This is a genomic window from Snodgrassella sp. ESL0324, assembly GCF_013344955.1.
Classification (GTDB): domain Bacteria; phylum Pseudomonadota; class Gammaproteobacteria; order Burkholderiales; family Neisseriaceae; genus Snodgrassella; species Snodgrassella alvi.
Genome location: NZ_JAAEDS010000013.1, coordinates 71150 through 97508, shown reverse-complemented (window position 1 = coordinate 97508; position 26359 = coordinate 71150). Strand labels below are relative to the sequence as shown.

Below are 26359 nucleotides of genomic sequence, written 5' to 3'. Positions count from 1 at the left end.
TCATGTATAGACATTTACTGGTAGCGGTAGATGGCAGCCATACTTCGGAAAATGCTTTAGATCATGCTATTGGTCTGGCTAAGGGTGAGGATGCAGAATTAACTGTCGTGAATGTTGCCAATCCGACTGAATATATGGCTTTGGCTCCTGAGTTTCTCCAGCATGAAAGTTATGAAGCTGCTGCGTTGTCAGAAGGCAATACTGTACTGGATGCAGCAATCGAAAAAGCAAAAGCAGCTTTACCGGAAAATAAAGTTCACCGGCATTTACTAATTGCCAATAAAGGGGCAAGAGAAATGGCTCAGATGCTGGTTGATTACGCTGACGGACATGGTAGTGATCTGATTATTCTCGGTACTCACGGACGCAGTGGTCTGATGCATTTGTTAATGGGTAGTTTTGCCGAAACTGTCATGCGTGAAACTAATCTGCCGTTACTGATTATTCGCAGTGAATCCAAAAATGAAGGTTAAATAGTTTGATTTTCTACATTAAGTATAAAGTCACAGCTGAAAAATAAAGCTGAATCCGTATCAAATCGGGTTCAGCTTTTTAGCTATTTGTCTGATTTGCATTAACCGCGCAATAACTTAAAAAGTATTCTGGCAAATTTAGCGAATATATTTTTTATGAATGTCTCTGAATAGCGGGTTATTGGCACTACCCAGCCATTCAAATGCAATCATCTCACGGCTGACAATTTTACAACCAGCCGCCTGCATTCGTGCCAGACCTAATTTAACATCTTCCGGTTTGCGAGAGCTGACAGCATCAGCAACCACAAAAACCTCATAGCCATGTGCGCGCAGATCCAGGGCTGTTTGTAGCACACAGATATGAGCTTCAATGCCGGAAATGATGATCTGGTTAGCCTGTTGAAGGCTGTCTTCATTCAGTACACCGGCAGCATATACAGAAAAACTTTGTTTCTGAACGATTCTTGCTTGTGGTGCAGCAGTGATGATTTCTTCACGAGTTGCACCGATTTTATCAACACAATGCTCACTGATTAGGGTAGGAATCGCCATATCATGTGCCAGACCGGCCAGCCAGATATTATTGGCCAGCAATTCTTCCGTGTTGTTTAAAGCAGGCAACAGGCGTGTTTGTAAATCAATCATTAATACTGCGGAACGTTTACTGTCTAACAACATAATGTGCTTTCAGAAAGGTTAAATAATCTGCATGTAAATTATGCAGTATTTATATGTAGCTTAAGGTAAACACAGGTTAATCAGAGCAATGATGCTCACTGGCTGTACTAGCGGGCGGGGACGGTACCCATGCGTTCTGTCAGGGTGGTTCTGGGTTCACCAAACAGATTGGCGTAATAAGTCGTATTGGCCATTACATTTTTAACATAGGTTCGCGTTTCATCAAAAGGTATCGTTTCCGCATAAATTGCTCCTTCAAGAGGCGTATTGGCCTGCCAGCGACGAGCACGTCCGGGGCCGGCATTGTAGCCGGCTGTGGCCAGTACTTCATCGGCAAATTGTTTACGTACGCTACTCATATACCATGTACCCATGCGAATGTTTCCGCTCATGGTATACAGCTCGTTGCTGTCCATACCCAGACGTTTGGCTATATCGCGAGCTGTAGCCGGCATGACCTGCATCAGTCCGGTCGCGCCAACACTTGATCGTGCACCAATCATAAAACGGCTTTCCTGCCGGATTAAGCCATACACCCAGGCAGGATCGATGCCGACTTGCTGAGCAAACGGAACAGTCAGTTCTTTAAATGGTGCCGGATAGCGCAATTCATAATTAAGCTGGTTATCAGCCCGGTCTGCACTATAGATACTCATTTCATAAAAACCATTTTTTTCGGCTAATGTTGCGGCAGCAATTAAGGTGTCATCATTGAAATTACGTGTCGCATAGCGCCATTCCTGCTGAGCCTGACGTCGCATTGTCCAGTTGTTTTCAGCCTGTGCAGTTTTAAATAAAGTCAGAGAGCGGTCAATATTGCCATCAGTTGCTATTTTGCTTTGAATTTGATGGCTGCTTTTAGCAACAGTGTTTTGAACACTTGCTTTGCTCCCAAGTGCTTCTTTTGCAAGCAGAGAATAAAAGTTGTGTCCGCGTTTGGCAGTTTGTTCGAATATTTCCCGTGCCTGATTATTTTGCCCTAATGCACGGTAACTGCGTGCCAGCCAGTACTGCCATGTAACCTGTTGCTGCAAAGCTTCCGGCATGCTGCGAATAATATTATTCAGTTTCTGCCAGCGTTGTAACCGCAGCGCAGAACGGGCATACCATTCCCACATTTCATTATTCATCTGTGCCGGATCGGCACGGTCGAAATATGTCAGTGCATTTATAGAATTCAAACTATAAGCCTGAGCCAATCCCAATTGCCCCCAGCCAAAACCGATTTGTTCTTTAGTCAGACTGGCTGATATTTGCATTAATGTGTTTGCAGCACTGTCTTTACTGCGGTTTTCTTTACTGGTTACCTGATATAACAAAGCTTCCTGTGCGCCCTGACTGTTTCCTGCGCTGGCATTCAACGGATCAGGTAAAGGACTGCCCAAAGCCTGAGCCAGATTACGTGCATTTGTAATTTGATTCAGTGCAAGCAGATAACGTACACGCCGCCAGCCATTTTGTGCATTAATTTGCTGGCTGGCAGCAGCTTGTACAAGCAAGCGATTACATCCTGTCGGCAGATTACCCGTTTCCCAGCTCAGATTAGCGATCAGGCTGGAATCACTTTCTATACCACCTTGTACCGCATAGCAACGGGTTTCCATATCACGGGCATTTTTATCCAGTAAAGCATATTGCTGACGAAAAACAGCCCAGTTCCCCCTTTTCCCCAATTGCTGTAACCAGTTATTACGAATACTGTTACTCATTGCACTGTCCGGCTGACGGGCCAGGAATTGAGCAGGTAAAACATCATCTCCGTCTTTAACTGCCTTAAGGGCATTCTGATATTGCAGGAAGCTGCTGATAATTTTATCTGGTGTTTCGCTAGCCTGAGTCCCCGGCAGAACCGCATTACCTGTATTAGTATTGATTGGCTGGACAGCTACTTCATGCTGATTGCTGCATGCTGTTATTAAAAGCACAGTACCAGAAATCAGACGATGCCGTTGAACTAATAATTTTGATTTCAGCATCATTAAATGTTTTATCAATTTTTTTCCTTCACTTTTTCTCATAATGTAATTTATTTTTTCCAGTAAGCTGGCGTAAAGAGTATAAAAACAGTAAAAATTTCCAGACGGCCAAGTAGCATAATCATAATACATAACCACTTTTGAATGTCTGAAAGAAAAGCAAAATTATTGGCCGGTCCTACAGCACCCAGTCCGGGGCCGGCATTAGTAATACAGCTTATGGCAGCGGTAAGTGCAGACAGAAAATCCAGTCCGCTGATCATCAGTGCAAAGCTGAATAAAATAATAGTCAGCACATATACAAATACAAAGGCCATTACTGTCAGTGCACGCCGGTCAGGAATATTGCTGCCGTTTATTTTAACCATACTGACAGCATTTGGATGCAGCATCAGCAGCATTTCTCTCAGACTGAATTTAAATAATACAATAGCTCGTACCGTTTTGATACCGCCACCGGCTGAACCGCCGTTAGACAGTATATTGGACAGAAAAAACATCCATAATGAAGCAATTAAAGGCCATTTGGCAAAATCTGTATTTGAGTAACCGTTTGCCAGTCCGATTGAAATCAGATTAAAACTGGTGTAGCGAAATGCTTCTGAAAAAGAATAAAAGCTATGCCACCACAGATACAGGCTGATACTGACAATGCTGAATAAGAGAACACATAATAAAACTCTTACCTCTTCATCACGCCAGTAATAACGTAATGAGCCTTTCTGTAATGCATTAAAATGATTGCTGAAATTGATTGCGCCTAATAAAGTGGCAATACTAAGAATAATTTCAATCGGAACGGAATGAAAATAGGAAATACTGTTGTCGTGGGTAGAAAATCCGCCCAGTGAAAAAGCGGACATGGCATGACAGACCGCATCGAACCAGCTCATTCCAGCCAGACGCAGTGCCAGTAAAGTGACTATAGTAAATAATACATAGACACCCCATAAGCGCTTAGCCGTTTCAGAAATACGCGGTGCCATCTTACTGTCTTTATTTACACCGGGTATTTCTGCTTTGAATAGCTGTGTACCTCCTACGCCAAGCATTGGCATCACCGCCACAGCCAGTACAATAATACCCATGCCACCCAGCCAGTTAAGCATGTGGCGCCAGAAATTCAATGATGGCGCAAGTGAATCCAGACTGGTAATAATAGTAGCACCGGTAGTAGTCAGCCCTGAAATAGCTTCAAAATAGGCGTTAGTAAAGCCTAGTCCGGGTAAATAAATATAAAAGGGCAGACAGGCAATCAGCGCAAAGCCGATCCACAGCATAAATACCAGTGTATAACCATCACGTGGCCGCAATTCACGGTTATAGCGCATGGTTAATAACCATGCCACTATACATACACTCATGCAAATGCCGGCAGTGAAAGCAAATGCCGGAAACACATGATCCATATAGATTAAAGAAACAATCGCCGGAGCAAGCAGTAACAAGGAAAACAGAAAACCGGTTTTAGCCACAATATGTGCCGTAGGCGCAATTTTATTCAGAAAACCTGATTCCTTGTGATGCAAAACAAAGCGATTGGTAAAATGGCTCATAGTCTGGCAGCCTTAAGCAAAAAAGCCCAGTTTGACCTGAATCATTTTTTCCAGATCCTGAACAGCCTTACGCCGAGCGATAAAAAATATAACATGGTCTCCATCTGCAAGAACTGTATCCTGATGATACATAATTATTTTTTCATTGCGAATGACTGCGCCAAAATAACAGCCGGCTGGCAGTCGCAGCTGAGTCATGGTACGACCGATTAACTTAGATGTATGGCGATCACCGTGCAGCACTACTTCAATCGCTTCTGCAGAACCGCGGCGTAACGGATAAACTGCCATAATATCGCCCAGATGTACATGAGTCAGAATAGAACCAATCGTAATTAAATGCGGAGATATCACAATATCAATGGCACTTCCCTGCAATAAATCAACGTAGCTGGAGCGATTAATAATCGCCATTACTCTTTTTGCACCGAGATTTTTAGCCAGCATTGCCGACATGATATTATTTTCATCATCATTAGTAAGCGCACAGAACACATCTATTTCATCGATATATTCGTTTTCCAGCAGACTTTCGTCAGATGCATTACCTACCAGCACAAGAGTATTGTTCAGGTTTTCCGCCAGCCATTCGGCACGATTTTGTTTTCGTTCAATAATCTTGATATCCAGCTGAGTTTCCAGTTGTCTGGCAACGCGATAACCAATATTTCCGCCACCGGCAATCATAATCCTGCGTGTGCGTTTATTAATCGGACGCAGCTCACGCATGATGTTTTCTAGATAGGCTGTGGGTGTAAGAACAAAAACCTCATCATCTTCCTGTATGACTGTACTTCCGGTGGGAACGAGCAGATGATTGTTGCGGTAGATAGCACAAATCTGACAATCTACACCTTCTTCCAGATGCTGTTTCAGGTTACTGATGGGCTGATTGACCAGCATACCGCCATTCTGAGCACGAATTACCAGTAAACGAATTTTATCGTGAGCAAATCGCAGAATTTGCAGCGCACTGGAATGTAGTAATAAATTGACAATCTGCTCTGTTACCAGTTGCTCCGGACTAATGGCTTCAGTGATGTTGAATAAATCCAGACTGGTTTTGTAATTATTATTACCGGTTTCGAATTCAACAAAATCACTGTAGCGAACCCGGGCTATACGGTTAGGTGTATTGAACAAAGCATAGGCAATCCGGCAGGCTGCCATATTGGTTTCATCATTCTGAGTTAATGCTAATATCATGTCTGCATCCTGTGCACCGGCTCCGGACAATACAGAAGGCCAGGCACCATTGCCTACAATAGTCTGTACATCAAGACGCTGGTTAATTTGCTGCAAGGCACTCTCATTGATATCAATAATTGTGACATCATTATTGGTCATTCTTGCCAGATTACTGGCAATAGTTGAACCAACCTGGCCGCAACCGAGTATCAGGATTTTCACGTTATTACATCACCTCAGTGGTATCTTTTTTATTGTAGCCTTTGTGCTGAATGGTGGAAATATTGGTGTAAACCTGCGACACTTATGTTAATTGAATATTAAAGATAGCAGAAAATCCAAATAGATTTAAAACTGATAAGAAAAATATTTAAATAATTGAATCTATGTATTAATAATAATTCAGATGAACACGGATGGCGGTTGAAAATTGCAGTATGGAATACTTAAATGTATCATTAAGTTAAATTAATCATGTGTAAATTAATGTAATACAATACAATAAAACCCATTATTACATTTTTAGCTAAATGTAAGACATTTAAAAGTGTTAATTTTCAATTTACTTTTATACTTGGATAAATTATGAATTTAATCAGGCTTAAACCGAAATTAATTACTCTGGCATCTGTTTTAATGGTTTTGAGTGGTTGCGCTCAGGTGGCAGATGTAGCAGGCTATGATACTCAGACATTAAATGCGAGTGCTGCCAAAAGTTATTCTCAGATGATGGGGGAGGCTAGAGCCAATGGGGAAATTGAAACCAATACTCCTGTTGCAAAACGAGTACGTACTGTATTTCAGCGCTTAGTACCTTATGCTAATAAAGCTAATCAGACAGGCGTACCATTTGACTGGCAGCTTAATGTAATTCGTAGTGAAGAACCAAATGCCTTTGCAATGCCGGGCGGAAAAATGGTGGTTTATACCGGTATAGTTAATCGTCTGAATCTGAGTGACGACGAGATTGCAGCAATTATTGGTCATGAAATGACTCACGCTCTCCAGGAGCACAGTAAAAAAGCAGCAGGACAGCAAATTCTGACTAGTGTTGCTCTTGAAGTAGGTAGTTCTGCCTTAAAATCAAAAACAGGTGCCAGTGCTAACGATATGAAGATTTATAAAGATGTCCTCAGTCAGTACGGACTCAACCTGCCTTTCTCCCGTCATCAGGAAAGTCAGGCAGATGCCGGCGGGCTGAGACTAATGGCACAGGCTGGTTATGATCCGAACGCAGCCGTTACAGTTTGGGAAAAGATGAATAAAGTGATGGGTAATAATAATAGTACAAGCCTGTTATCCACCCACCCAAGTAATGATGCCCGTATTAAAGCATTGAAAAAAATGCTGCCTGAAGTATTACCTGTTTATGAGCAGGCAAAACAGAATAATCTGACAATGCAAAAACCCAGGATTAGTCAAAGTAAAAACACACAGGGAAGTGGTGCGCGAAAAGGAACCACTAAAAAGAAAAGTCGTTCCTGAATTTAAATAAATAAGATTGATTTCTTCAGATTAAATTCTGTCCTATATTATTTTCAGCAGCCTGTCTGAGGCTGCTTTTATTTTAATCTTTACATTTTCTTATCCTGACTACATTCGACTACAAATTGTTTCAATCGTCCCTGTTTTCGGTTATCATTCATATTATTGCATTGGGAATGCATAATAAATTTACAAGAAAAATTTAAAAAACCATTACATTAAGGACATTCAAGATGTTAGAAGCCTACCGCGCAGCCGCTGCTGAACGCGAAGCACTGGGTATTCCGCCATTGCCGCTTACAGCTAAGCAGACAGAAGAGTTGGTTGAATTGCTGAAAAATCCTCCCAAAGGAGAAGAAGGTTTTCTGGTTGAGCTGCTGTCGCATCGTGTACCGCCGGGCGTAGATGATGCGTCTAAAGTAAAAGCATCCTTTCTGGGCGCAGTTGCAGAGAAAACAGTTACCAGTCCGTTAATTACACCGACTTTCGCCGTTGAATTGCTGGGTACTATGCTGGGGGGATATAACGTCCAGCCTTTAATAGAATTTCTTGATAATGAAGAATTGGCTTCTACTGCAGCCAATGCCTTAAAACATACCTTACTGATGTTTGATGCATTCCACGATGTAGAAGAAAAAATGCGTGCCGGTAATCAGTATGCTCGTGAAGTCATTGAGTCGTGGGCTAATGCAGAATGGTTTACTGCGCGTGAAAAAGTACCGGAAAAAATCACGGTTACCGTATTTAAAGTAGTAGGTGAGACCAATACCGATGATTTATCACCTGCACCTGATGCGTGGAGTCGTCCGGATATTCCTTTGCATGCACTGGCTATGCTTAAAAATCCGCGTGAAGGTATTCAACCCGATAAACCGGGTGAGGTAGGACCTATCAGACAACTGGCTGAACTTAAAGCTAAAGGTAATCTGGTTGCCTATGTAGGTGATGTAGTTGGTACAGGTTCATCACGTAAATCAGCAACGAATTCCGTAATCTGGCATACCGGTAAAGATATCCCTTATGTACCGAATAAACGCTTCGGCGGCGTATGTCTTGGTGGCAAAATTGCTCCGATTTTCTTCAACACACAGGAAGACTCAGGTGCACTGCCTATAGAAGTTGATGTATCCAAATTAGAAATGGGCGATGTAGTTGATATTTTGCCTTATGAAGGCAAAATTATCAAAAACGGCGAAACAGTTGCTGAATTCGAATTGAAATCTCAGGTAATTCTGGATGAAGTTCAGGCGGGTGGCCGTATTAATCTGATTATTGGCCGTAGTCTGACTGCTAAAGCCAGAGATGCACTAAATCTGGGGCATTCAGAAGTTTTCCGCTTGCCACAGTCTCCGGCGCCAAGCACTGCCGGCTTCACTCTGGCACAAAAAATGGTTGGCCGCGCTTGTGGTTTGCCGGAAGGTCAGGGTATTCGCCCGGGTACTTATTGTGAACCACGTATGACTACAGTCGGTTCACAGGATACTACAGGTCCTATGACCCGTGATGAGCTGAAAGATCTGGCCTGTCTGGGATTTAGTGCAGATTTGGTAATGCAATCTTTCTGCCATACCGCTGCTTATCCGAAACCAGTTGATGTTAAAACCCATAAAGAATTGCCGGTATTCATGTCTTCACGCGGTGGTGTGGCACTGCGTCCGGGCGACGGCATTATTCATTCTTGGCTGAACCGCATGCTGCTGCCGGATATGGTAGGTACTGGTGGTGATTCACATACACGCTTTCCTCTGGGTATTTCATTCCCCGCAGGTTCCGGTCTGGTAGCTTTTGCTGCTGCAACCGGTGTTATGCCGCTGGATATGCCGGAGTCAGTACTGGTACGCTTCTCCGGTAAAATGCAGCCGGGTATTACTTTGCGTGATTTGGTTAATGCCATTCCCTTACAGGCTATTAAAGAGGGGTTACTTACCGTTGCCAAGGCAGGTAAAAAGAATATTTTCTCTGGCCGGATTCTGGAAATCGAAGGTTTACCGGATTTGAAAGTTGAACAGGCCTTTGAGCTCACAGATGCTTCTGCAGAGCGTTCAGCTGCCGGCTGTACGGTAAAACTGCACAAAGAACCTATTGAGGAGTATCTCAAATCCAATATCGTATTGCTGAAAAACATGATTGCCAATGGTTATCAGGATGCACGCACACTGAAACGCCGTATTGAAAAAATGGAGCAATGGCTGGCAGAACCGAAATTACTTGAAGCTGATGCCGATGCAGAATATGCTGCCATTATTGATATCAATATGGATGAGATTAAAGAGCCTATTCTTGCTTGTCCGAATGATCCGGATGATGTGAAAACCTTGTCTGACGTGGCCGGTACCCATATCGATGAAGTATTTATCGGTTCATGCATGACAAATATTGGTCATTATCGTGCTGCTTCAGCTTTATTGGATGGTAAATCTGATCTGCCAGTCCGGCTGTGGGTAGCTCCTCCTACCAAGATGGATGCCAAAGAGCTGTCTGATGAAGGGTATTACGGTATTCTGGGTCGGGTAGGTGCGCGTATGGAAATGCCGGGTTGTTCTTTATGTATGGGTAATCAGGCACAGGCAAGAGAGGGATCAACTGTTGTTTCAACCTCTACACGTAATTTTCCGAATCGACTGGGTAAAAATACCAAGGTATATCTGAGCTCAGCAGAACTGGCAGCCATCTGTTCAAAACTGGGACATATTCCGAATATCGATGAATATCGCGAAAATATTGCCATTATCAATGATAAAGGTATTGAAATTTATCGTTATATGAACTTCAATGAAATTCAGGAATATGTAGATGTAGCGGCTAAAGTAGATGCCTAAGATGTAACATATATACTGATTGCTGTACAAAAGGCTGCCGTTAACGGCAGCCTTTTTATTGGCTTAAATTTTTTATGGCAATATCAAACCTGAATAAGCTTTCTGATTGAGTAGTTTTTAAAATGTTAAGATTAAATAATTTTTCAGATTACTGTTATAATAATTGATAGCATTTTAGCAATAATATTAATATTTTAAGCCTATATCATATATATTTAGTACGTCTATATAAATATTAATTGTATCTATCCGCATATAAATTATTTAGGCTGGTCACAATTTTCATCTAAGATAACAAAGATAGTTTCTCATGACGAAGGATAATAAATGAATATCGCCTCTAGCATCACCGATTTAATTGGTAATACACCACTGGTACAGTTGAATCGTCTAAGTGCGGGATTACCGGGTAAAGTTGTAGTCAAACTGGAGTTTTTTAATCCGGGCAACAGTGTTAAGGATAGAATAGCAGCTAGTATGATTGATGCTGCAGAAAAGGCCGGTAAAATTCATTCTGATACAGTAATTGTAGAGCCGACAAGCGGTAATACCGGTATTGGGCTGGCCATGGTTTGCGCTGCACGCGGATATAAACTGATTATTACTATGCCGGAAACAATGAGTAAAGAACGGCGCATGTTATTGCGTGCTTTTGGTGCTGAGCTGGTATTAACGCCCGGAGCAGAAGGCATGTCTGGTGCCATTGCCCGTGCACAGGCTTTCGTTGATTCAGACCCGAAAAAATATTTTATGCCGCAACAGTTTGAAAACCCGGCTAATCCGGAGATTCACCGCGAAACTACTGCGCAGGAAATATGGCATGATACCGATGGAAAAATTGATATTTTCGTAGCCGGTGTCGGTACAGGAGGTACCATAACCGGGGTTGGGGAAGTATTGAAAGAGAAAAAACCTGAAGTAGAAATTTATGCAGTTGAACCCGAAGCTTCTCCGGTATTGTCCGGTGGTTGCAAGGGGCCTCACCCGATTCAGGGTATTGGCGCGGGTTTCATCCCCAAAACTCTGAATACCAAAATATATGATGGTATTATTGAAGTGCCAAACGAAGTTTGTTTTGATACCGCTCGTGACATGGCATCTAAAGAAGGTATTCTGGTCGGTATATCTTCCGGTGCTGCTGTATGGGCTGGCCTGCAGCTTGCAGCTAAACCGGAAAACAAAAATAAATTGATTGTAGTTTTAATTCCTTCTTATGGTGAGCGTTATCTCTCTACACCACTATTTGCAGATCTAGCTTGATAATTTATTTGTCTGAATAATGCCGAACCAGAAAACAACTGGTTCGGTTTTTTATTACAGTCATGGCTGTGTTACAATTGTAAACGATATATGTACAGCCACACGCTTAAGCTAGCTGGCTTTTAATTTTGTTTTAAGCAATATTTTCAAGCAATATACTGAGTAAACAAATGATGAAAAAAACATTAGCATTATGTGTCGTTGCAGCCTTTTTGGGTGGTTGTTCATCTGTTAATAACCCTTTAACGGCTAAGAATAATAAAGAAGTTAAACCAGTACAGGTAGTAGACGGTACTGCAAATAACGAATTTCATTTAGCCAGCAGTCATTGGTCTGATGTGGCTCGAATTCGTGATGAAGCTACCCGCCTGAGCTTTCAGGTTTCACAGGGAAGCATGACCAAAGTTCAGGCTGCGCAATTACTGGATCAGTTCCGCATTGCTCAGGTAGGGCATAACATGGTAGATGATGACATGTATGCCATTTATTTACGCAGTGTGGTCGAAAGTCAGCAAGGTTCAATTGATACAGCCCAGTCGAAAGCATATATTCAGAATGCTTTATCAGGCTGGCAGCAGCGCTGGCCGGTAATGCGCTCCAAACCGGCTAATCCGGCATTCACTAATTTCCTGATGGAAGTAATGAATATGAAGCCACTTCAATAAATCATTTTATATAGCTAAATACCCTGCCAAAATAGTTTAGCAGGGTATTGTTTTATTCGTAGATACAGTTTTATTTGATAGCATAAAAAAGCAGCCTTTAACAAAAGACTGCCTGCTGTGAAAATATGAACTTAATTACTTAATAAATTAGGCGAGATTTTAGCAGCCTGGAATAAAGTAAATTCTAAATCAACAAGATCATAAACACAAAATGGATCTGACTTCATAATGTTTTTGACTTCTTCAATTGAATCACTCATTACTATAATAATAGCACCAGTTTTATTGTCTAAAGGACCTGATGCTATAAACTTATTTTTAGCAAAATACTCATCTAAAAATTTATTATGTTCTTCAAATTTAGCCAGTAGTTCTTCCAGCGGTTTTTTGAATTTGAAAGTTACTATAATCATTAAGTACTCCTCGTATTTTAAATTATTGAAGTAAATCTTTAGCAGAATTTTTCAATGCCAGAAAATTTTGCTTATTCAAGTGAATCACTCATTACTATGCCGCGACGCTTTTAATGACTTCGTATAAAGAATTTAATCAAAAGCTTTTGTGGACATTCCCATCAGGTGCAATAATTTTTTTTCAATATAGAAATAGTCTATATTCCTATTCGGATAAGCTAATGTACCTCATTGCCGCATAGAAATGGCAAGTCTGTTCATTCCATTCATCAGCGATATCGCAAATGTAAGGTCTGATATCTCTGTATCATTGAAGAAATTTTTTAATAACTCAAACGACTCATCATCGGCGTGGCTTGTCGATATTAGTGTTAACTGCTCTGCCCAGTTCAGTGCTGCTTGTTCTTTTTTAGAAAATTGATCACTAACACGCCATCCGGCTACTTCAGATATGCGGCGTTGCGTTTCACCAGCTTTTAGCAGGGAATTTGTATGTAGATTCAGGCAATATGCGCATCCATTAATTTGAGAAACTCTGAGATAGATCAACTCAATAAGATTCTGATCTACAACGCTTTTCTCAAGGGTGACTTTCACGGCTCTAAAACCACTCATGAGTTCTGGTGATAAGTCAAAATATTTCATTCTAAGATTTTTCATGTTCTCATCTCCTTATTATCATTATTGTTTGCTAAATATATTAATAACGCAGCGGCACAACAAACTATAACATTAAAATTAATCATCATTCTTACCACAAATAATATTAACATATTTGCAATAATAATGATTTTGTTCTTTACGTTAATAATATCACCAGTTTTATTGTCTAAAGGACCGATACTATAAACTTATTTTTAGCAAAATATTAATCTAAAAATTTATTATGTTCTTCAAATTTAGCCTGTAATTCTTCCAACGGTTTTTTAAATTTGAAAGTCACTATATTCATTCAGTCTTCCTTGTATTTTAAATTATTGAAGTAAATTTTTAGCAAAATTTTTCAATACCAAAAAATTTGGCTTATGAAGACATCATTAATTATACAAAAAAGAGTTAAAAAAGCAGTTAATTGCTCTTTTAAAAATGCATTAGGATTATCTAATGCATTTATTTTAATGTTCTTTAAATAATTTCAGCTTTTTCAATGATCACATTTTCAACTGGTACATCCTGATGCGGGCCATAATTACCGGTTTTAACGCCTTTAATCTTATCAACCACATCCTGTCCTTCAACTACCTTACCAAATACAGCATATCCCCAGCCGTGTAAATCCGGTTTAGTATGGTTCAGAAAATCATTATCTTTTACATTGATGAAAAATTGTGCGCTGGCTGAATGAGGCTGCATGGTACGAGCCATTGCAATAGTATAGCGATCATTTTTCAAACCATTATTGGCTTCATTTTCAATCGGTTCATGAGTGGGTTTTTGTTGCATATCTTTATCAAAGCCACCACCCTGAATCATAAAACCATCGATAACCCGGTGAAAAATGGTGCCATCATAAAAGCCTTCACGAACATAGCGTTCGAAATTTTCAGCGGTTTTGGGTGCTTTCTCATGGTTAAGCTCAATACCGATAACACCAAAATTTGTAGTTAATTTAATCATTAAAATCTCCTGAGGGAGTAAAATAAAAAAATTGCAGAAGGATCTGCAACGGTTAGTCTGCATTATGCATAGCAGTAACGTAGTCTACTTCTTCCTTGCTGCCAAGTACAACGGCTACACGCTGATGCAGGCCTTCTGGCTGAATATCAAGAATGTTCTGACGAGTGTTTGTGGCAGCTCCTTGAGCTTGCTCAACCAGCAAACTCATAGGATTTGCTTCATACATTAAGCGTAGCTTACCAGGTTTATCAGGGTTGCGATTATCCTGCGGATAAGTAAAGATACCGCCGCGAATAAGAATCCGGTGCACCTCGGCTACCATCGATGCCACCCAGCGCATATTATAGTCTTTTCCGCGACAGCCGCTTTTACCTGCCAGCAACTGAGCAATATAATTTTGCATAGCTGGCTGCCAGTGGCGCTGATTAGACATATTAATAGCAAATTCAGCTGTAGATACTGGTATCTGCGGATTTTCCTGAGTCAGTTGAAACTGGTTATGTTCATTCAAAGTAAACATGGCAATACCATGTTTCAATGTCAGTACCAGAATGGTTTGCGGTCCGTACAGCACATAACCACTGGCAAGCTGTTGCCGGCCGGATTGTAAAAAGCTGTCTGTAGTAAGCGCACCATCTGGTTTAGCCAATACTGAAAAAATAGTCCCGATGGATATGTTCACATCAATATTGGAACTTCCATCCAGTGGGTCGAATAACACCAGAAATTGTCCATTCTGACTAGCTGTAACAAATGAATCCTCTTCCTCGCTGGCCAATCCGGCAATAGCCGGATTAGCAGAGAGGGTATCAATCATAATCTGATTGGATAAAACATCCAGTTTTTTCTGCTCTTCACCTTGTATATTACCTGTATGAGCACTGCCCAGAATATTATCCAGAGCGCCCAGACGTATTTCACGATTAATGTGCAGACAGGCCTGACTAATGCTAGTAATCACATCAGGCAAATGCGGTGTAACAGCATATTTTTGCTGCTGCTGTTGCAGATAATCAGACAGTAAAACAGACATGCGAATACTCCCTTTTAAAACTCACTATTATTATACATTTCTTAAGTATTATTCAGCTCGTTTAATCACTATATACATTCGATTGTATTTATCTTTGAATGATTTTTTTCAGAAAATCAATGAAGTTATTCAGCGATAATGATTGCGGATTTCCACTTAAATCCGACCTTCTGATTTCTTTTTTACAGGCCGGATACACTCCGCATGAAAGCTTACAGAATAGCTTTAATTTTTCCCGACTAAATAACAGACTCTGCTAACCATAATTGATTTATATTCAGGCAATCACAGAGTTAAGAACGAAATGTGCGCTGTCATCCTGAGCCAGTAACCGAGTCATTGCAGGTAATACCTTTTCCAGTATCCCGGGCAATGTGTACGGCGGATTGATAATAAACATACCACTGCCGTGCATACCAAAACCATCTGGGCGTGGTGCATGTACATACAATTCTGCCTGAACAAAATTATCAGGAGCCAGTTTTTGCAGATTTTGGGGTAATTTCAGACTTTCACCACGGCTCAGACATGGATACCATATTAAATAACAGCCACTGGCAAATTTTTTCAGGGCGGTCTTAAGCGTGTCTGTTACCTGTTGGTAATCTTGCTTTAATTCATATGGCGGATCAATTAACACGACTGCACGCCGGCTTGGTGGAGGAAGCATAGATAGCAGACCTTTAAAGCCATCATCGCAAAAAACTTGAGCACGGTTTGACTGTTTAATATTACGCATATTATTACGCAATAGTTCTGCATCCGCGGGATGTAATTCAAACAGGCGCAGACGATCCTGTTCGCGAGCCAGAGCCTGAGCCAGCCATGGGGAGCCGCAATAAAGATTTGTATCATCCGGCAGGCAGGAGACAACAGCATTACGGAATTGTTCTAAACTATTATCCAGATTAGTTGCAGCCAGAAGTCGCCCGATTCCCTCCTTGTATTCACCAACCTTCTGAGCTTCTTTACTGATCAGACTATATAACCCTGCACCTGCATGAGTATCAACATAGCAAAAAGGTTTGTCTTTCAGTTTGAAATATTCCAGTACTGTCATCAGACAATAATGTTTAAGAATGTCGGCATGATTACCGGAGTGAAAAGCATGGCGATAGCTGAGCATGTACAATAACTGCTGTAGGACTGATTAATTTAGCCTGTTATTGTACCGAATTTACCGGCACGGGCAAAAAAATCTGTATTAAAGCACTTTTCTGATTTATCTTTTCTTTGTGCTAGATTACACAAGATTAAGCTGATACTATGCTTAATCAATTAGAAAATATGACTACTAAAAGAGAAAAGCGAATGAATTACACACTTTATATCGGCAATAAAAATTATTCTACCTGGTCAATGCGGCCATGGGTAGTCATGAAGCATTTTCAGATAGATTTTACTGAGCATCTGGTACGCTTTGACAGTTTTGCACCCGATTCGGTTTTTAAACAAACCATACTGCCGCTCAATCCTTATGGTACTGTGCCTGTATTAATAGATGATGATCTGATTGTTAGTGATTCTCTGGCAATTTGTGAATATCTTGCAGAACAACATCCGGAACTGGCATTATGGCCGCAAGACTATAAAGCCCGTGCCGGAGCAAGAAGTATAGTGGCTAAAATGCATAATGGTTATAATCATATACGCCGGCATTTACCCATGAATATTGAGGCAGTGCTGCCTGAAATCGGCCAGATTATCCTGCGGGATTTTCCCGCAGTAAAACAAGAAATTGATTTCCTTGATCAGCATTTGTCATCATTTCTGGCTGTATCTGAAGGACCGTTTCTGTTTGGTAAATTCAGTATTGCCGATGCTTTTTATGCACCCATGTGTTTAAGATTAAAAGGTTTCCGGATTCATACTTCAGCAATACTGACTGATTATATAAATGCATTATGTGCCAATGAAGCAGTAGCAGCATGGATTGCCCAGGCACTTGAAGAAAAAGATTTTATTGCTATGGATGAACCTTATCGTATAAAGCGATGAAAAAATTCTGTACATAATAAAGCAGACAGCCTGATTAACTTCTGGTTGTCTGCTTTTATATATTATTTATTCAGACTTTTCTTAATTTCAATAGCCAGCTGCGGATTCCACATGGCACCAGTAGCACTCATCACAGCATCAGCTCCGGCGGCACGGTAAGCCTGATAATGTTCAGTACAGCTTACACCGCCAACACCAATAATCGCAAAATGGTTTTGCAGACGTGCTCTTAATCTGGCCAGACGTTCTACCATTTCTAATCCAGCCCAGCGGATGGCATCACCACAAACACCACCGGTAGGCCGGTCTGTGCCTAAAGCAGGTTTACCATCTGCATCAACCGGTCTGGCTGATAACGTATTTATAGTACTGTAGCCGTCAATTACTCCGTCCAGCTTACTTAATAAGGGGAAGGTAGCATTATCATCTGCAAAATACGCCAGTTTCAGAAACAAAGGTTTATCCGGAACAGCATTTTTAATTTCTTTAGCTATCCGCTCCACTTTCTCAAAATCAAAGCACAATAATTTATTTACCCCTTCATTCGGACAGCTTAAATTAGCTTCCAGTATCGGTGCCTTTGTTTCATTTACCAGAACGGCCGTTCGGGCATAATCTTTTTCTATACTGGATTCATTACCCGGTGTTCCCTGAAAGCTGCCGACAACATATTGGCCTTTCTGCGCAGCCTGAATTGCTTCTGCCATATCAGCCTGCCAGATATCCGGATTATAAGAAGGTACGCCGAAAGAATTTGTTATAGATAAAGGCTGAGTGTACTGATTATCAGCCAGAACAGTATCCACATTAGCAGAAAGCTTACCGGCAGGATGAATAGATAGTACATTAGGCAACGGGTGGCTGGCCTGAGCCCGGCTTCGGACAGTTTTATAAACACATAAATCAAAACCATGCTTAAATGCAGCCCGAATAAAATTTGCATTTAACAAAGGGCCGGCAGGAATACCAAAAGGTAAATTAACCTCCATATTCAGAAAACGTTCAGGCTGGCTTTGAATATCAGCAGATACATTTAAATTTCTGAAATCACCGAAAGGCCCTTGATGATAATTATCTTCATAGCTTAATAAAGGGTTATAAAACGGAGTCGGGCTATTTTGCATTGTTATTCCTGTTAGTTTAAATTATTTTCTTTGGCATATTGAGTAAATATTTAATACGCACACTTATCCATTGCCTGCCTGAAAATATATATAATTCGCTGGCGCAAAAAAAGCTACAGGTAATTTGTAGCTTTTTTCAATCGTCTTAAAAACTCAGATTTAGTTTGATAAGTTATAGTGTACACCACGATTTAAAACATAATATTGTTTTAAATTAATTTAACTCAGATGTGCAGTTCGGGCAGCGTTTTGCCTGAATTGGAATATCTGTACAGCATTGAGGGCACTGTTTTGTGGTGGCTTTTGGAGCAGGGCTTTTATGCAGTTTGTCGATTCCTTTGACAACCAGAAAAATCGCAAATCCAATGATTACTAAACTAATAACAGTATTGATGAATAAACCAATATTGAGTGTTACCGCACCAGCTGCCTGTGCCGCACCCAGTGTTTCATACGGGCCCGGATATTTAGAACCACTGCGTAAAGTAATAAATAAATTGGAAAAATCTACCCCGCCAATCAGCAGACCAATTGGTGGCATAATGACATTATCTACCAGTGATTTCACCATATTAGTAAAAGCAGTACCCACTACCATACCGACAGCCAGATCAATGACATTGCCTCGTAATAAAAAAGCTTTAAACTGTTCAATAAATTTCATGTTTGCCTCCATAGTTGGCCTGAAAATCAAGTATTTGGCTTTTTCATAGTAGCGCGATAAACCAGGCAGTCATACCAGAGCTAAGTTATTCAATGTAAAAATAATAAAAGATATAACTTAATTAAGAATAAATTAAGTTGGCTAAAGAGAATAGGATAATTAAAACAGATGGCTTCATCTTAAATTGTCAATCTGGTTACTTTATATACAGTTTGCTAACCAGATTAGTAGCATAATAAAGCAAGTCAGGTTTAGTTTATTAGCTTGGTTTAATTTTCAGATTTCTTAATATCTGAATATTTAAGTTCAATAATAGAATATTCGCACATATCCATATAATGCATACAATGGTCAATCGCTTCATCCATGACTTTTCTGTCAGTTGCATGCGTTGCCTTCATAAATGCCCGGAAATTTTTCTTTTCCATTTTACGCAGAGCAGATTTATTACAAATATTCAATTCCTGACAATAATCACGCTGTACCTGCTGTTTAATAAATTGTTTTACTGCTTTTTTCTGTCCCAGAGAACCATCGTAATCCATCGGATGAATAAATTCAGCCCGTGCAATTGCAGAAAATAATAATGTTAAAAATAATATGTTTTTCTTCATTAAATTCCGCTTTCTGCGTTTTTATTTATTATTGAAAAATTAAACATAAAAAATAATAAATTCCGATAGATATATTATTTAAATGAGTAATCTTACGGTATTTGTAATTAAATTGAAATTGATTAAAATTATTTTCATATTATTTTAATAATATACAAAAAAATACAATATAAAATATAATAATTATATATGTAATTTATAGTAAAAAATAATATAATATTTTCCATTAAATATTAATTATTTAAATGTAATATTCGCAGCGATAAATACTCAATTAAAAAAAGGATGCTGTTATGGGGGATGCATACTGGGCTGCCAGGAAGGATGATATTCTTTTACATACTTCAATATGGGCTGATATAGCAGGCGCAGCAGTCGAGCTGGCTTGTTACGGAGCTATAAGTTTGATACCCGGTGGTTTGATAGTGTCTGCTCTGGTCGGAGTGGCTGTTGAACTATCCGGGCTTGGTTCCGTCATATCAGATCTGGCAGAAGCAGTCAGCGGGCTATTTCCGCCGGTGGAAGACGGAATAATTTTTACAGGTTCAGCCAATACTCATACCAATAGTAAGCCGGCAGCCCGGGCTGCGGGTATTTTAATTGAAGAAGTTGCCGGCGAACCTGAACAACCTGAAAGCTTTATTGATACCGCAAAAAACATCTTAAAGAATTTCGGTGAAAATCCTGTACAATCAATCACAAAAGCTGCTCAGGAATTCATGCGGCCAACCGTAGCTTCACCACAGCAACCGGTAATACCTCAAAACGAAGATACCATTACCTGTGCCAAACATCCTTCCCCTGTTTCCTCACCTGAATATCTGGCTGAAGGTTCCAAAAAAGTCTACATTAACAGCCAGCCGGCGGTACGCAGCAATGACCGCAGCACCTGCGAAGCCAAAGTCACTGATGACTGTGAAGATGGTGAGAAAGTCTCTAATAATGTACGCATCGGGGGTGAATCGGTTGTCGTACGTGAAATCAGAAGCGGTAAACATCCTATAGGCCAGTTAATTTCTTTAGCTACATTAATTTTTAATCGCAAAAAAATCTGTAGTTCATTTGGCTGTTTCGGGCTGGGATTTATGCTCGATTCTGCCGCTAGCTATACTGGATCCAAAATAGCAGCAGCTCTGAATAAAGGTAATCCTGTCCACCTGCCAACCGGTGCCAAAATGCTTGGCGGTCCCGAAGAACTGGACTTCTCCCTGCCGGCTCATCTATCCTTTGAATGGCAGCGTTTCTACAGCAGCGTCGACACCCGCACCCACAACATGTTCGGTGCCGGCTGGAGTGTCGGCTATGAAACTGAAATGGAAATCGACCCGCAGCCTGATGGTTCCTGCGCCGCCGTCTTTACTGACGAACAAGGTAGGCGGCTGGAAATCGAACCTATACAGCCGGGTGAGAATATGCGTGGTCTTAACGAAAATCTATCCATCTATCGTGGCGAACAGGACCGCTGGGTAATTGAAGATGATGACGGCCTCTACCGCCTGTTCGAGCCCGAGCCCGGCAATCCAAAACGTCTGCTGCTGAGCATGCTGCAGGACCGTAACGACAACCAGTTACTTATCTACCGCGATTCCCGTAGCCGCATTGTCGAAATTGCCGATAACGACAACGCCGCCCGCATCAGCCTGCACTATCAGGATCAGCGCCATCCGCAGCGCGTGACCGAAATCCGCCAGGAACTGAGCGACGGCAGCAGCCGCTTACTGAACCGTTACCAGTACACCGAACAAGGCGACCTGCAACAGGTCTTTGATGCCGAGAACCGCCAGACCCGCGAATTTGCCTACAACAGCGACCGGCGCATGATCTACCACCGCCTGCCCACTGGCTTGCAGTGTTATTATCAGTGGAGCTACTTCAGCACAGCAGATGCAGAGACCGCATGGCGGGTAACCCGGCACTGGAGCGAAGCCGACGGTCAGCGACTGGAAGACTATCGTTTCCATTATGATTTAGATAAACGCCTGACCACAGTAGAAGACAGCCTGGGTCGTGTCAGCGAACATTACTGGAATGAAATTTACCAGATTACCCGCTACACCGATGCCCTTGGTCAGACCACCGAATTTGAATGGAATGAATATGAGCAGCTGGTCTGCATGACCGATCCGCAGGGGGGACAATGGCGCTACAGCTATGATGCACAGGGCCGGTTAACCGAAGAAACCGACCCGCTGGGCAGAACTACCCAGACCCAGTGGCTGCCGCACTGGGCGCTGCCGACAATCAGCGTCGACCCCGATGGCAGCAGCTGGCGCTATTACTACGACGAGCGCGGTAACCTGCTCACCGTCACCGACCCGTCACAGCAGCATACCCGCTACCAGTACGACCGGCACGGACAGGTTGTCTGCATCACCGATGCACGCGGCGGCAACAAACGTCTGCGCTGGAACGAAAACGGCCAGCTTATCCAGCATGCAGACTGTTCCGGTTCCATCACCCATTTCTATTACAATACCGCCGGTAACCTCACCGGCATCACCAATGCCATCGGTAACAGCAGCAAATACCAGTACAACGCAGCCGGTCAGCTCACTGGCGCCACCCTGGCGGACGGACGGCAGGAACACTACAGCGTCAATGCCGCCGGCCAGCTGCAGAGCTATACCGATCCGGCCGGTCATACCACCCGCTACCGTCGCGACCAGCGCGGACTGGTGCATACCCGCATCGATGCCGCCGGCCGTCAGCTCGGCTTCAGCTACGACGCCTACGGCCGCCTTACCGCCCTGACCAACGAAAACGGCGAACAGTACCGGTTTCAGTATGATGCCGGCGACCGCCTGACCGAACAGACCGATCTGGACGGGCGCAGACAGCAGCTGAGCTACGACCTGCTCGACAACATCAGCAGCGTGCGTTTTGCAGCCGGCAGCCCGCATCAGATCGAGCACCGTTTCAAACGCGATGCCATTGGCCGCTTAACTGGCAAATACACCCCGGACGGCACCACCGCCTACCAGTATGACAAAGTCGACAACCTGCTCAAAGTCGGCTTTAAAGCCGCCGGTTTACCGCCGGAAGCCGAACCGGAACTGATCAGCTTCAGCTACGACATAATGGGCAACCTGCTGAGCGAAACCACTGCACAGGGTGTTCTGCAGCATCAGTATGACAAACTGGGCAACTGCATCGCCACCACCCTGCCGGACGGACGTACCATCAACAAACTGTATTATGGTTCCGGCCATCTGCACCAGATTAACCTGGACGGCCGGATTATCAGCGACATTGAGCGCGACCTGCTGCACCGGGAAACCCTGCGCAGCCAGGGCAGAATGAATACCAGTTTTAAATACGACCGCACCGGCCGCCTGACCGGCAAACAGACCAAACGTCCGGGAGCGGGTATCCTGCCGGATATCATACTGGACCGCAGCTACAGCTACGACAATCTGGACCGGCTGGCAGGCAAAAAACACAATCGACAGGGACAGAGTGATTACCGCTACGACGTGACCGGCCGCATCGAAAGCTGCCGCAGCGAAGCGTACTGGGAAACCCTGCAGTACGATGCTGCGGCCAATCTGCTGGACAGAAGACGCGGTGAAGAAGAAAGCAATCAGAACCTGATCCGCTTTAATCAGCTGCTCAGCTTCCGCGGACTGAAATACAGCTACGACGAACACGGACGAACCCGCAGCAAACAAACCGCCAGCGGTACCCAGTATTACCATTACGATGCCGAACACCGCCTGACCGAAGTACGTATCGAACAGCTGAACCATACTGAACGCTACGGCTACGTCTACGATGCCCTCGGCCGGCGGATTGAAAAACACCGGCTGGACCGTGACGGCAAGCCATGCAACCGCACCACCTTCCTGTGGGACGGGCTGCAGATGATTCAGGAAAGCAGCGCAGACAAACGGCAGAGCCTGTATCTGTATACTGACGAAGACAGCTATGAACCGCTGGCGCGGATAGACAGAAACGGTAATCATGAAGAACACATCTACTACTTCCATACCGACCTGAACGGCATGCCGGAAGAGCTGACGGATGAGGCCGGTGAAATTGTGTGGGAATGCTCATACCAGCTGTGGGGCAAACCGATACAGGAGATTGCTCATACAGAGATACAACAGAACCTGAGGTATCAGGGACAGTATTTAGACAGAGAAACCGGACTGCACTACAATACTTTCAGGTACTACGATCCGGATACAGGCCGCTTTACTCAGACTGATCCGATTGGGTTGCTAGGTGGCTTTAATCTGTATCAGTATGCACCTAATCCACTGATGTGGATTGATCCGAAAGGATTGAAATCATGCTTTACAAATGCTAAAGCTCAATCAAATGCGGAAAAGATTATTGAAAAACACGGTGGTATAAAAACTGGTGAAAATCGTTACCAAATGCCAAACAGAAGAGCCGCAAGGCAGGCTGCTTCTGAATTAAGTGGAAATTTAGGATCTAATCCTAAAGTTATACGTAAATCAAAATTTAAAGGAGGTCCTTATAGTTGGAAAAATTCTAATGGAAAAATAGGAATGGAAAGTGCCGATGGAAATAATGGCTGGAGAGATGATGTATTAGGTCATCCTCATTTAGGTGCAGGTCCACATGTTAATGTTTGGAATAAAAGTAAAGGTATATTGCATAATTTGCATTTGGATTATTAATTATGGATAAAATCATATATGAGTGCAATTCAGGATTAAGGAATAATCGAAATACCGAAGATCATGTTTGGTATATTTCTGAAGAAGAATTTAAAAATAACGATGAAGTTGCTGACTTTAACCCATGGAATAAAGATGAAGCAATTACAATTGCAAAAAATTATTTGATGGATGATTGTGTAGTGATTTTTAGACCGGCAAGAATGGAAGATCGCATTAGTCGAAGTCGCGATGCTCCTGTTATGTTTTATTTTATAGAAATAATGAATCAAGATGAGACTATAAAATTTGCCTCTAGACGCATTTATCCTTGGGAAAAAGTTATTGAGTTTGCATCTTGGTTTAAAGGATTATCATTTGTTGCAGCAACAAGAGTTTGGAAAGTAAAAAAATTATAAACAAATAGATAAATTTTCTGTTGAAATTCTAACCTTTTTGGAATTTCATTTTATTCATTAACTCAGTATCTCAATGAAATAAATAAATATCATTTACAAAATTAATGCAGTTTTGATTTCTATATTGGAACAAAAAAGTGAGTTTTATTAATTTAAAAAGTCGAAAAGAAATTAAATCTTTTCGGCTTTTTATAATTTGACACTGTCCAGTCTATCCATCAGAAGCCGAACCAGAACTCATCAGCAAACTGTATTATGGTTCCGGCCATCTGCACCGGGAAGCCCTGCGCAGCCAGGGCAGAATGAATACCAGTTTTCAATACGACCGCACCGGCCGCCTGACCAAAAAACAGACCAGCCGTCCGGGAGCGGGTATTCTGCCGGATATCATACTGGACCGCAGCTACAGCTACGACAATCTGGACCGGCTGGCAGGTAAAAAACACAACCGGCAGGGACAGAGCGATTACCGCTACGACATGACCGGACGCATCGAAAGCTGCCGCAGCGAAGCGTACTGGGAAACCCTGCAGTACGATGCTGCGGCCAACCTGCTGGACAGAAGACGCGGTGAAGAAGAAAGCAATCAGAACCTGATCCGCTTTAATCAGCTGCTCAGCTTCCGCGGACTGAAATACAGCTACGACGAACACGGACGTACCCGCAGCAAACAGACCGCCGGCGGTACCCAGTATTACCATTACGATGCCGGACACCGCCTGACCGAAGTGCGTATCGAACGGCTGAACCATACTGAACGCTACGGCTACGTCTACGATGCCCTTGGCCGGCGGATCGAAAAACACCGGCTGGACCGTGACGGCAAGCCATGCAACCGCACCACCTTCCTGTGGGACGGGATGCAGATGATTCAGGAAAGCAGTGCAGACAAACGGCAGAGCCTGTATCTGTATACCGGTGAAGACAGCTATGAACCGCTGGCGCGGATAGACCGGACAGGCAATCAGCAAGAGCACATCTACTACTTCCATACCGACCTGAACGGCATGCCGGAGGAGCTGACGGATGAAGCCGGTGAAATTGTGTGGGAATGCTCATACCAGCTGTGGGGCAAACCGGTACAGGAGATTGCTCATACACAGATACAGCAGAATCTGCGGTATCAGGGACAGTATTTGGACAGAGAAACCGGACTGCACTACAATACTTTCAGGTACTATGATCCGGATACAGGCCGCTTTACCCAGCCAGACCCGATTGGGCTGCTGGGTGGGTTTAATCTGTATCAGTATGCGCCAAATGGGTTGACTTGGGTGGATCCACTTGGCCTAAGAAAATGTACAACAGGTTTTAAAAACGCCAATGATGCGGGGCGAGCAGCACTTAGTAAATATAATCCAATGTCGATATTCAAAAATCGTGAGTATGGTGGGATCATATTTAAAGCAAAAGATGGCACTTATGGCTATACAAGGGGGCGACTTGGTTCGGGTAGAACTGCACCAACATTTAAAGAATCAGCAGGAGGTTTACCTAAGGGCTCAACACCAGTTGGTCAATATCACACACATGGTGATTACTCTGATATTAATTTTAATCGAACGAATAAAGCTGGTGATGTTCATAATAGTGATAAATTTTCTAATAGTGATATTAGCATTCATAATCGTGCTAATAAAACCTTTCCTAATTATACCAATGTATTAGGAACACCAAGTGGGAGCTTTTGGAAGATATTTGGTAAAGTTAGTGGGCCAGATGATGCTATACCGTTATAAGGAAGTGCAT

General features: G+C 42.5%; 21 protein-coding genes. 9 read left to right on the top strand and 12 right to left on the bottom strand.

The annotated features are described in order from the left end of the window. Positions 1 to 2: 2 nt before the first annotated feature. Complete coding sequence (locus GYY70_RS06800) at positions 3 to 473, top strand: universal stress protein (RefSeq protein WP_037395164.1); 471 nt, start codon at positions 3 to 5, stop codon at positions 471 to 473. A 138-nt stretch (positions 474 to 611) separates the two neighbouring features. On the opposite strand, the gene GYY70_RS06795 is transcribed toward GYY70_RS06800, so the two are convergent. From GYY70_RS06795 to trkA, 4 genes are all read right to left on the bottom strand, one after another. Beyond that, positions 612 to 1154 (bottom strand): isochorismatase family protein, encoded by a 543-nt coding sequence (locus GYY70_RS06795; protein ID WP_174831789.1) that lies wholly within the window; start codon positions 1152 to 1154, stop codon positions 612 to 614. 107 nt (positions 1155 to 1261) lie between these two features. After that, the gene (locus GYY70_RS06790) at positions 1262 to 3130 is read right to left on the bottom strand and encodes a lytic transglycosylase domain-containing protein (protein WP_174831870.1); all 1869 of its coding nucleotides are present in this window, start codon (positions 3128 to 3130) and stop codon (positions 1262 to 1264) included. A gap of 50 nt (positions 3131 to 3180) precedes the next feature. After that, complete coding sequence (locus GYY70_RS06785; RefSeq protein ID WP_174831787.1) at positions 3181 to 4686, bottom strand: TrkH family potassium uptake protein; 1506 nt, start codon at positions 4684 to 4686, stop codon at positions 3181 to 3183. 12 nt (positions 4687 to 4698) lie between these two features. Next, positions 4699 to 6096 (bottom strand): Trk system potassium transporter TrkA, encoded by a 1398-nt coding sequence (trkA, locus tag GYY70_RS06780; RefSeq protein ID WP_174831785.1) that lies wholly within the window; start codon positions 6094 to 6096, stop codon positions 4699 to 4701. Between the two features lie 363 nt (positions 6097 to 6459). Between trkA and GYY70_RS06775 the strand changes: the two genes are divergently transcribed. From GYY70_RS06775 to GYY70_RS06760, 4 genes are all read left to right on the top strand, one after another. Next, positions 6460 to 7359: a M48 family metallopeptidase gene (locus GYY70_RS06775; RefSeq protein ID WP_174831783.1), complete on the top strand. Its 900-nt coding sequence runs from the start codon at positions 6460 to 6462 to the stop codon at positions 7357 to 7359. Between the two features lie 233 nt (positions 7360 to 7592). Next, on the top strand, positions 7593 to 10178 hold the full coding sequence (acnB, locus tag GYY70_RS06770; RefSeq protein WP_174831781.1) for a bifunctional aconitate hydratase 2/2-methylisocitrate dehydratase: 2586 nt from the start codon (positions 7593 to 7595) through the stop codon (positions 10176 to 10178). A gap of 327 nt (positions 10179 to 10505) precedes the next feature. Beyond that, positions 10506 to 11438, top strand: coding sequence for a cysteine synthase A (cysK, locus tag GYY70_RS06765; protein ID WP_025330864.1), 933 nt, complete (start codon positions 10506 to 10508; stop codon positions 11436 to 11438). A gap of 173 nt (positions 11439 to 11611) precedes the next feature. Next, complete coding sequence (locus GYY70_RS06760; RefSeq protein WP_025330863.1) at positions 11612 to 12103, top strand: hypothetical protein; 492 nt, start codon at positions 11612 to 11614, stop codon at positions 12101 to 12103. 131 nt (positions 12104 to 12234) lie between these two features. Here GYY70_RS06760 and GYY70_RS06755 read toward each other — a convergent pair whose 3' ends face one another. The 5 genes from GYY70_RS06755 to GYY70_RS06735 form a co-directional block, all read right to left on the bottom strand. Beyond that, on the bottom strand, positions 12235 to 12516 hold the full coding sequence (locus GYY70_RS06755) for a YciI family protein (protein ID WP_037395153.1): 282 nt from the start codon (positions 12514 to 12516) through the stop codon (positions 12235 to 12237). 228 nt (positions 12517 to 12744) lie between these two features. Next, on the bottom strand, positions 12745 to 13176 hold the full coding sequence (locus GYY70_RS06750) for a carboxymuconolactone decarboxylase family protein (RefSeq protein WP_174831779.1): 432 nt from the start codon (positions 13174 to 13176) through the stop codon (positions 12745 to 12747). A 465-nt stretch (positions 13177 to 13641) separates the two neighbouring features. Then, complete coding sequence (locus tag GYY70_RS06745; protein WP_174831777.1) at positions 13642 to 14133, bottom strand: peptidylprolyl isomerase; 492 nt, start codon at positions 14131 to 14133, stop codon at positions 13642 to 13644. A gap of 52 nt (positions 14134 to 14185) precedes the next feature. Continuing rightward, a complete protein-coding gene (locus tag GYY70_RS06740) occupies positions 14186 to 15166 on the bottom strand; it encodes a class 1 fructose-bisphosphatase (protein WP_041880491.1) in 981 nt (326 codons plus the stop codon). 277 nt (positions 15167 to 15443) lie between these two features. Next, positions 15444 to 16292: a 23S rRNA (adenine(2030)-N(6))-methyltransferase RlmJ gene (locus tag GYY70_RS06735; protein ID WP_174831775.1), complete on the bottom strand. Its 849-nt coding sequence runs from the start codon at positions 16290 to 16292 to the stop codon at positions 15444 to 15446. A 140-nt stretch (positions 16293 to 16432) separates the two neighbouring features. Here GYY70_RS06735 and GYY70_RS06730 point away from each other — a divergent pair, with 140 nt between their 5' ends. Further along, positions 16433 to 17164, top strand: a complete 732-nt coding sequence (locus tag GYY70_RS06730) for a glutathione S-transferase family protein (RefSeq protein ID WP_202984454.1) — start codon at positions 16433 to 16435, stop codon at positions 17162 to 17164. A 62-nt stretch (positions 17165 to 17226) separates the two neighbouring features. Here GYY70_RS06730 and GYY70_RS06725 read toward each other — a convergent pair whose 3' ends face one another. The 3 genes from GYY70_RS06725 to GYY70_RS06715 form a co-directional block, all read right to left on the bottom strand. After that, positions 17227 to 18288, bottom strand: a complete 1062-nt coding sequence (locus GYY70_RS06725; protein ID WP_174831773.1) for a dihydroorotate oxidase — start codon at positions 18286 to 18288, stop codon at positions 17227 to 17229. A 214-nt stretch (positions 18289 to 18502) separates the two neighbouring features. Continuing rightward, a complete protein-coding gene (gene mscL / locus GYY70_RS06720) occupies positions 18503 to 18952 on the bottom strand; it encodes a large conductance mechanosensitive channel protein MscL (RefSeq protein ID WP_025330856.1) in 450 nt (149 codons plus the stop codon). A 269-nt stretch (positions 18953 to 19221) separates the two neighbouring features. Further along, positions 19222 to 19566, bottom strand: a complete 345-nt coding sequence (locus GYY70_RS06715) for a hypothetical protein (protein ID WP_025330855.1) — start codon at positions 19564 to 19566, stop codon at positions 19222 to 19224. A 293-nt stretch (positions 19567 to 19859) separates the two neighbouring features. Between GYY70_RS06715 and GYY70_RS06710 the strand changes: the two genes are divergently transcribed. From GYY70_RS06710 to GYY70_RS06700, 3 genes are all read left to right on the top strand, one after another. Next, positions 19860 to 24212, top strand: a complete 4353-nt coding sequence (locus tag GYY70_RS06710; protein WP_174831772.1) for an RHS repeat-associated core domain-containing protein — start codon at positions 19860 to 19862, stop codon at positions 24210 to 24212. Between the two features lie 2 nt (positions 24213 to 24214). Further along, positions 24215 to 24610 (top strand): hypothetical protein, encoded by a 396-nt coding sequence (locus GYY70_RS06705; protein WP_174831770.1) that lies wholly within the window; start codon positions 24215 to 24217, stop codon positions 24608 to 24610. Between the two features lie 302 nt (positions 24611 to 24912). Next, positions 24913 to 26349 carry an RHS repeat domain-containing protein gene (locus tag GYY70_RS06700; protein ID WP_174831768.1) on the top strand — a complete coding sequence of 479 codons (1437 nt, stop codon included), beginning with the start codon at positions 24913 to 24915 and terminating at the stop codon, positions 26347 to 26349. Positions 26350 to 26359: the final 10 nt, after the last annotated feature.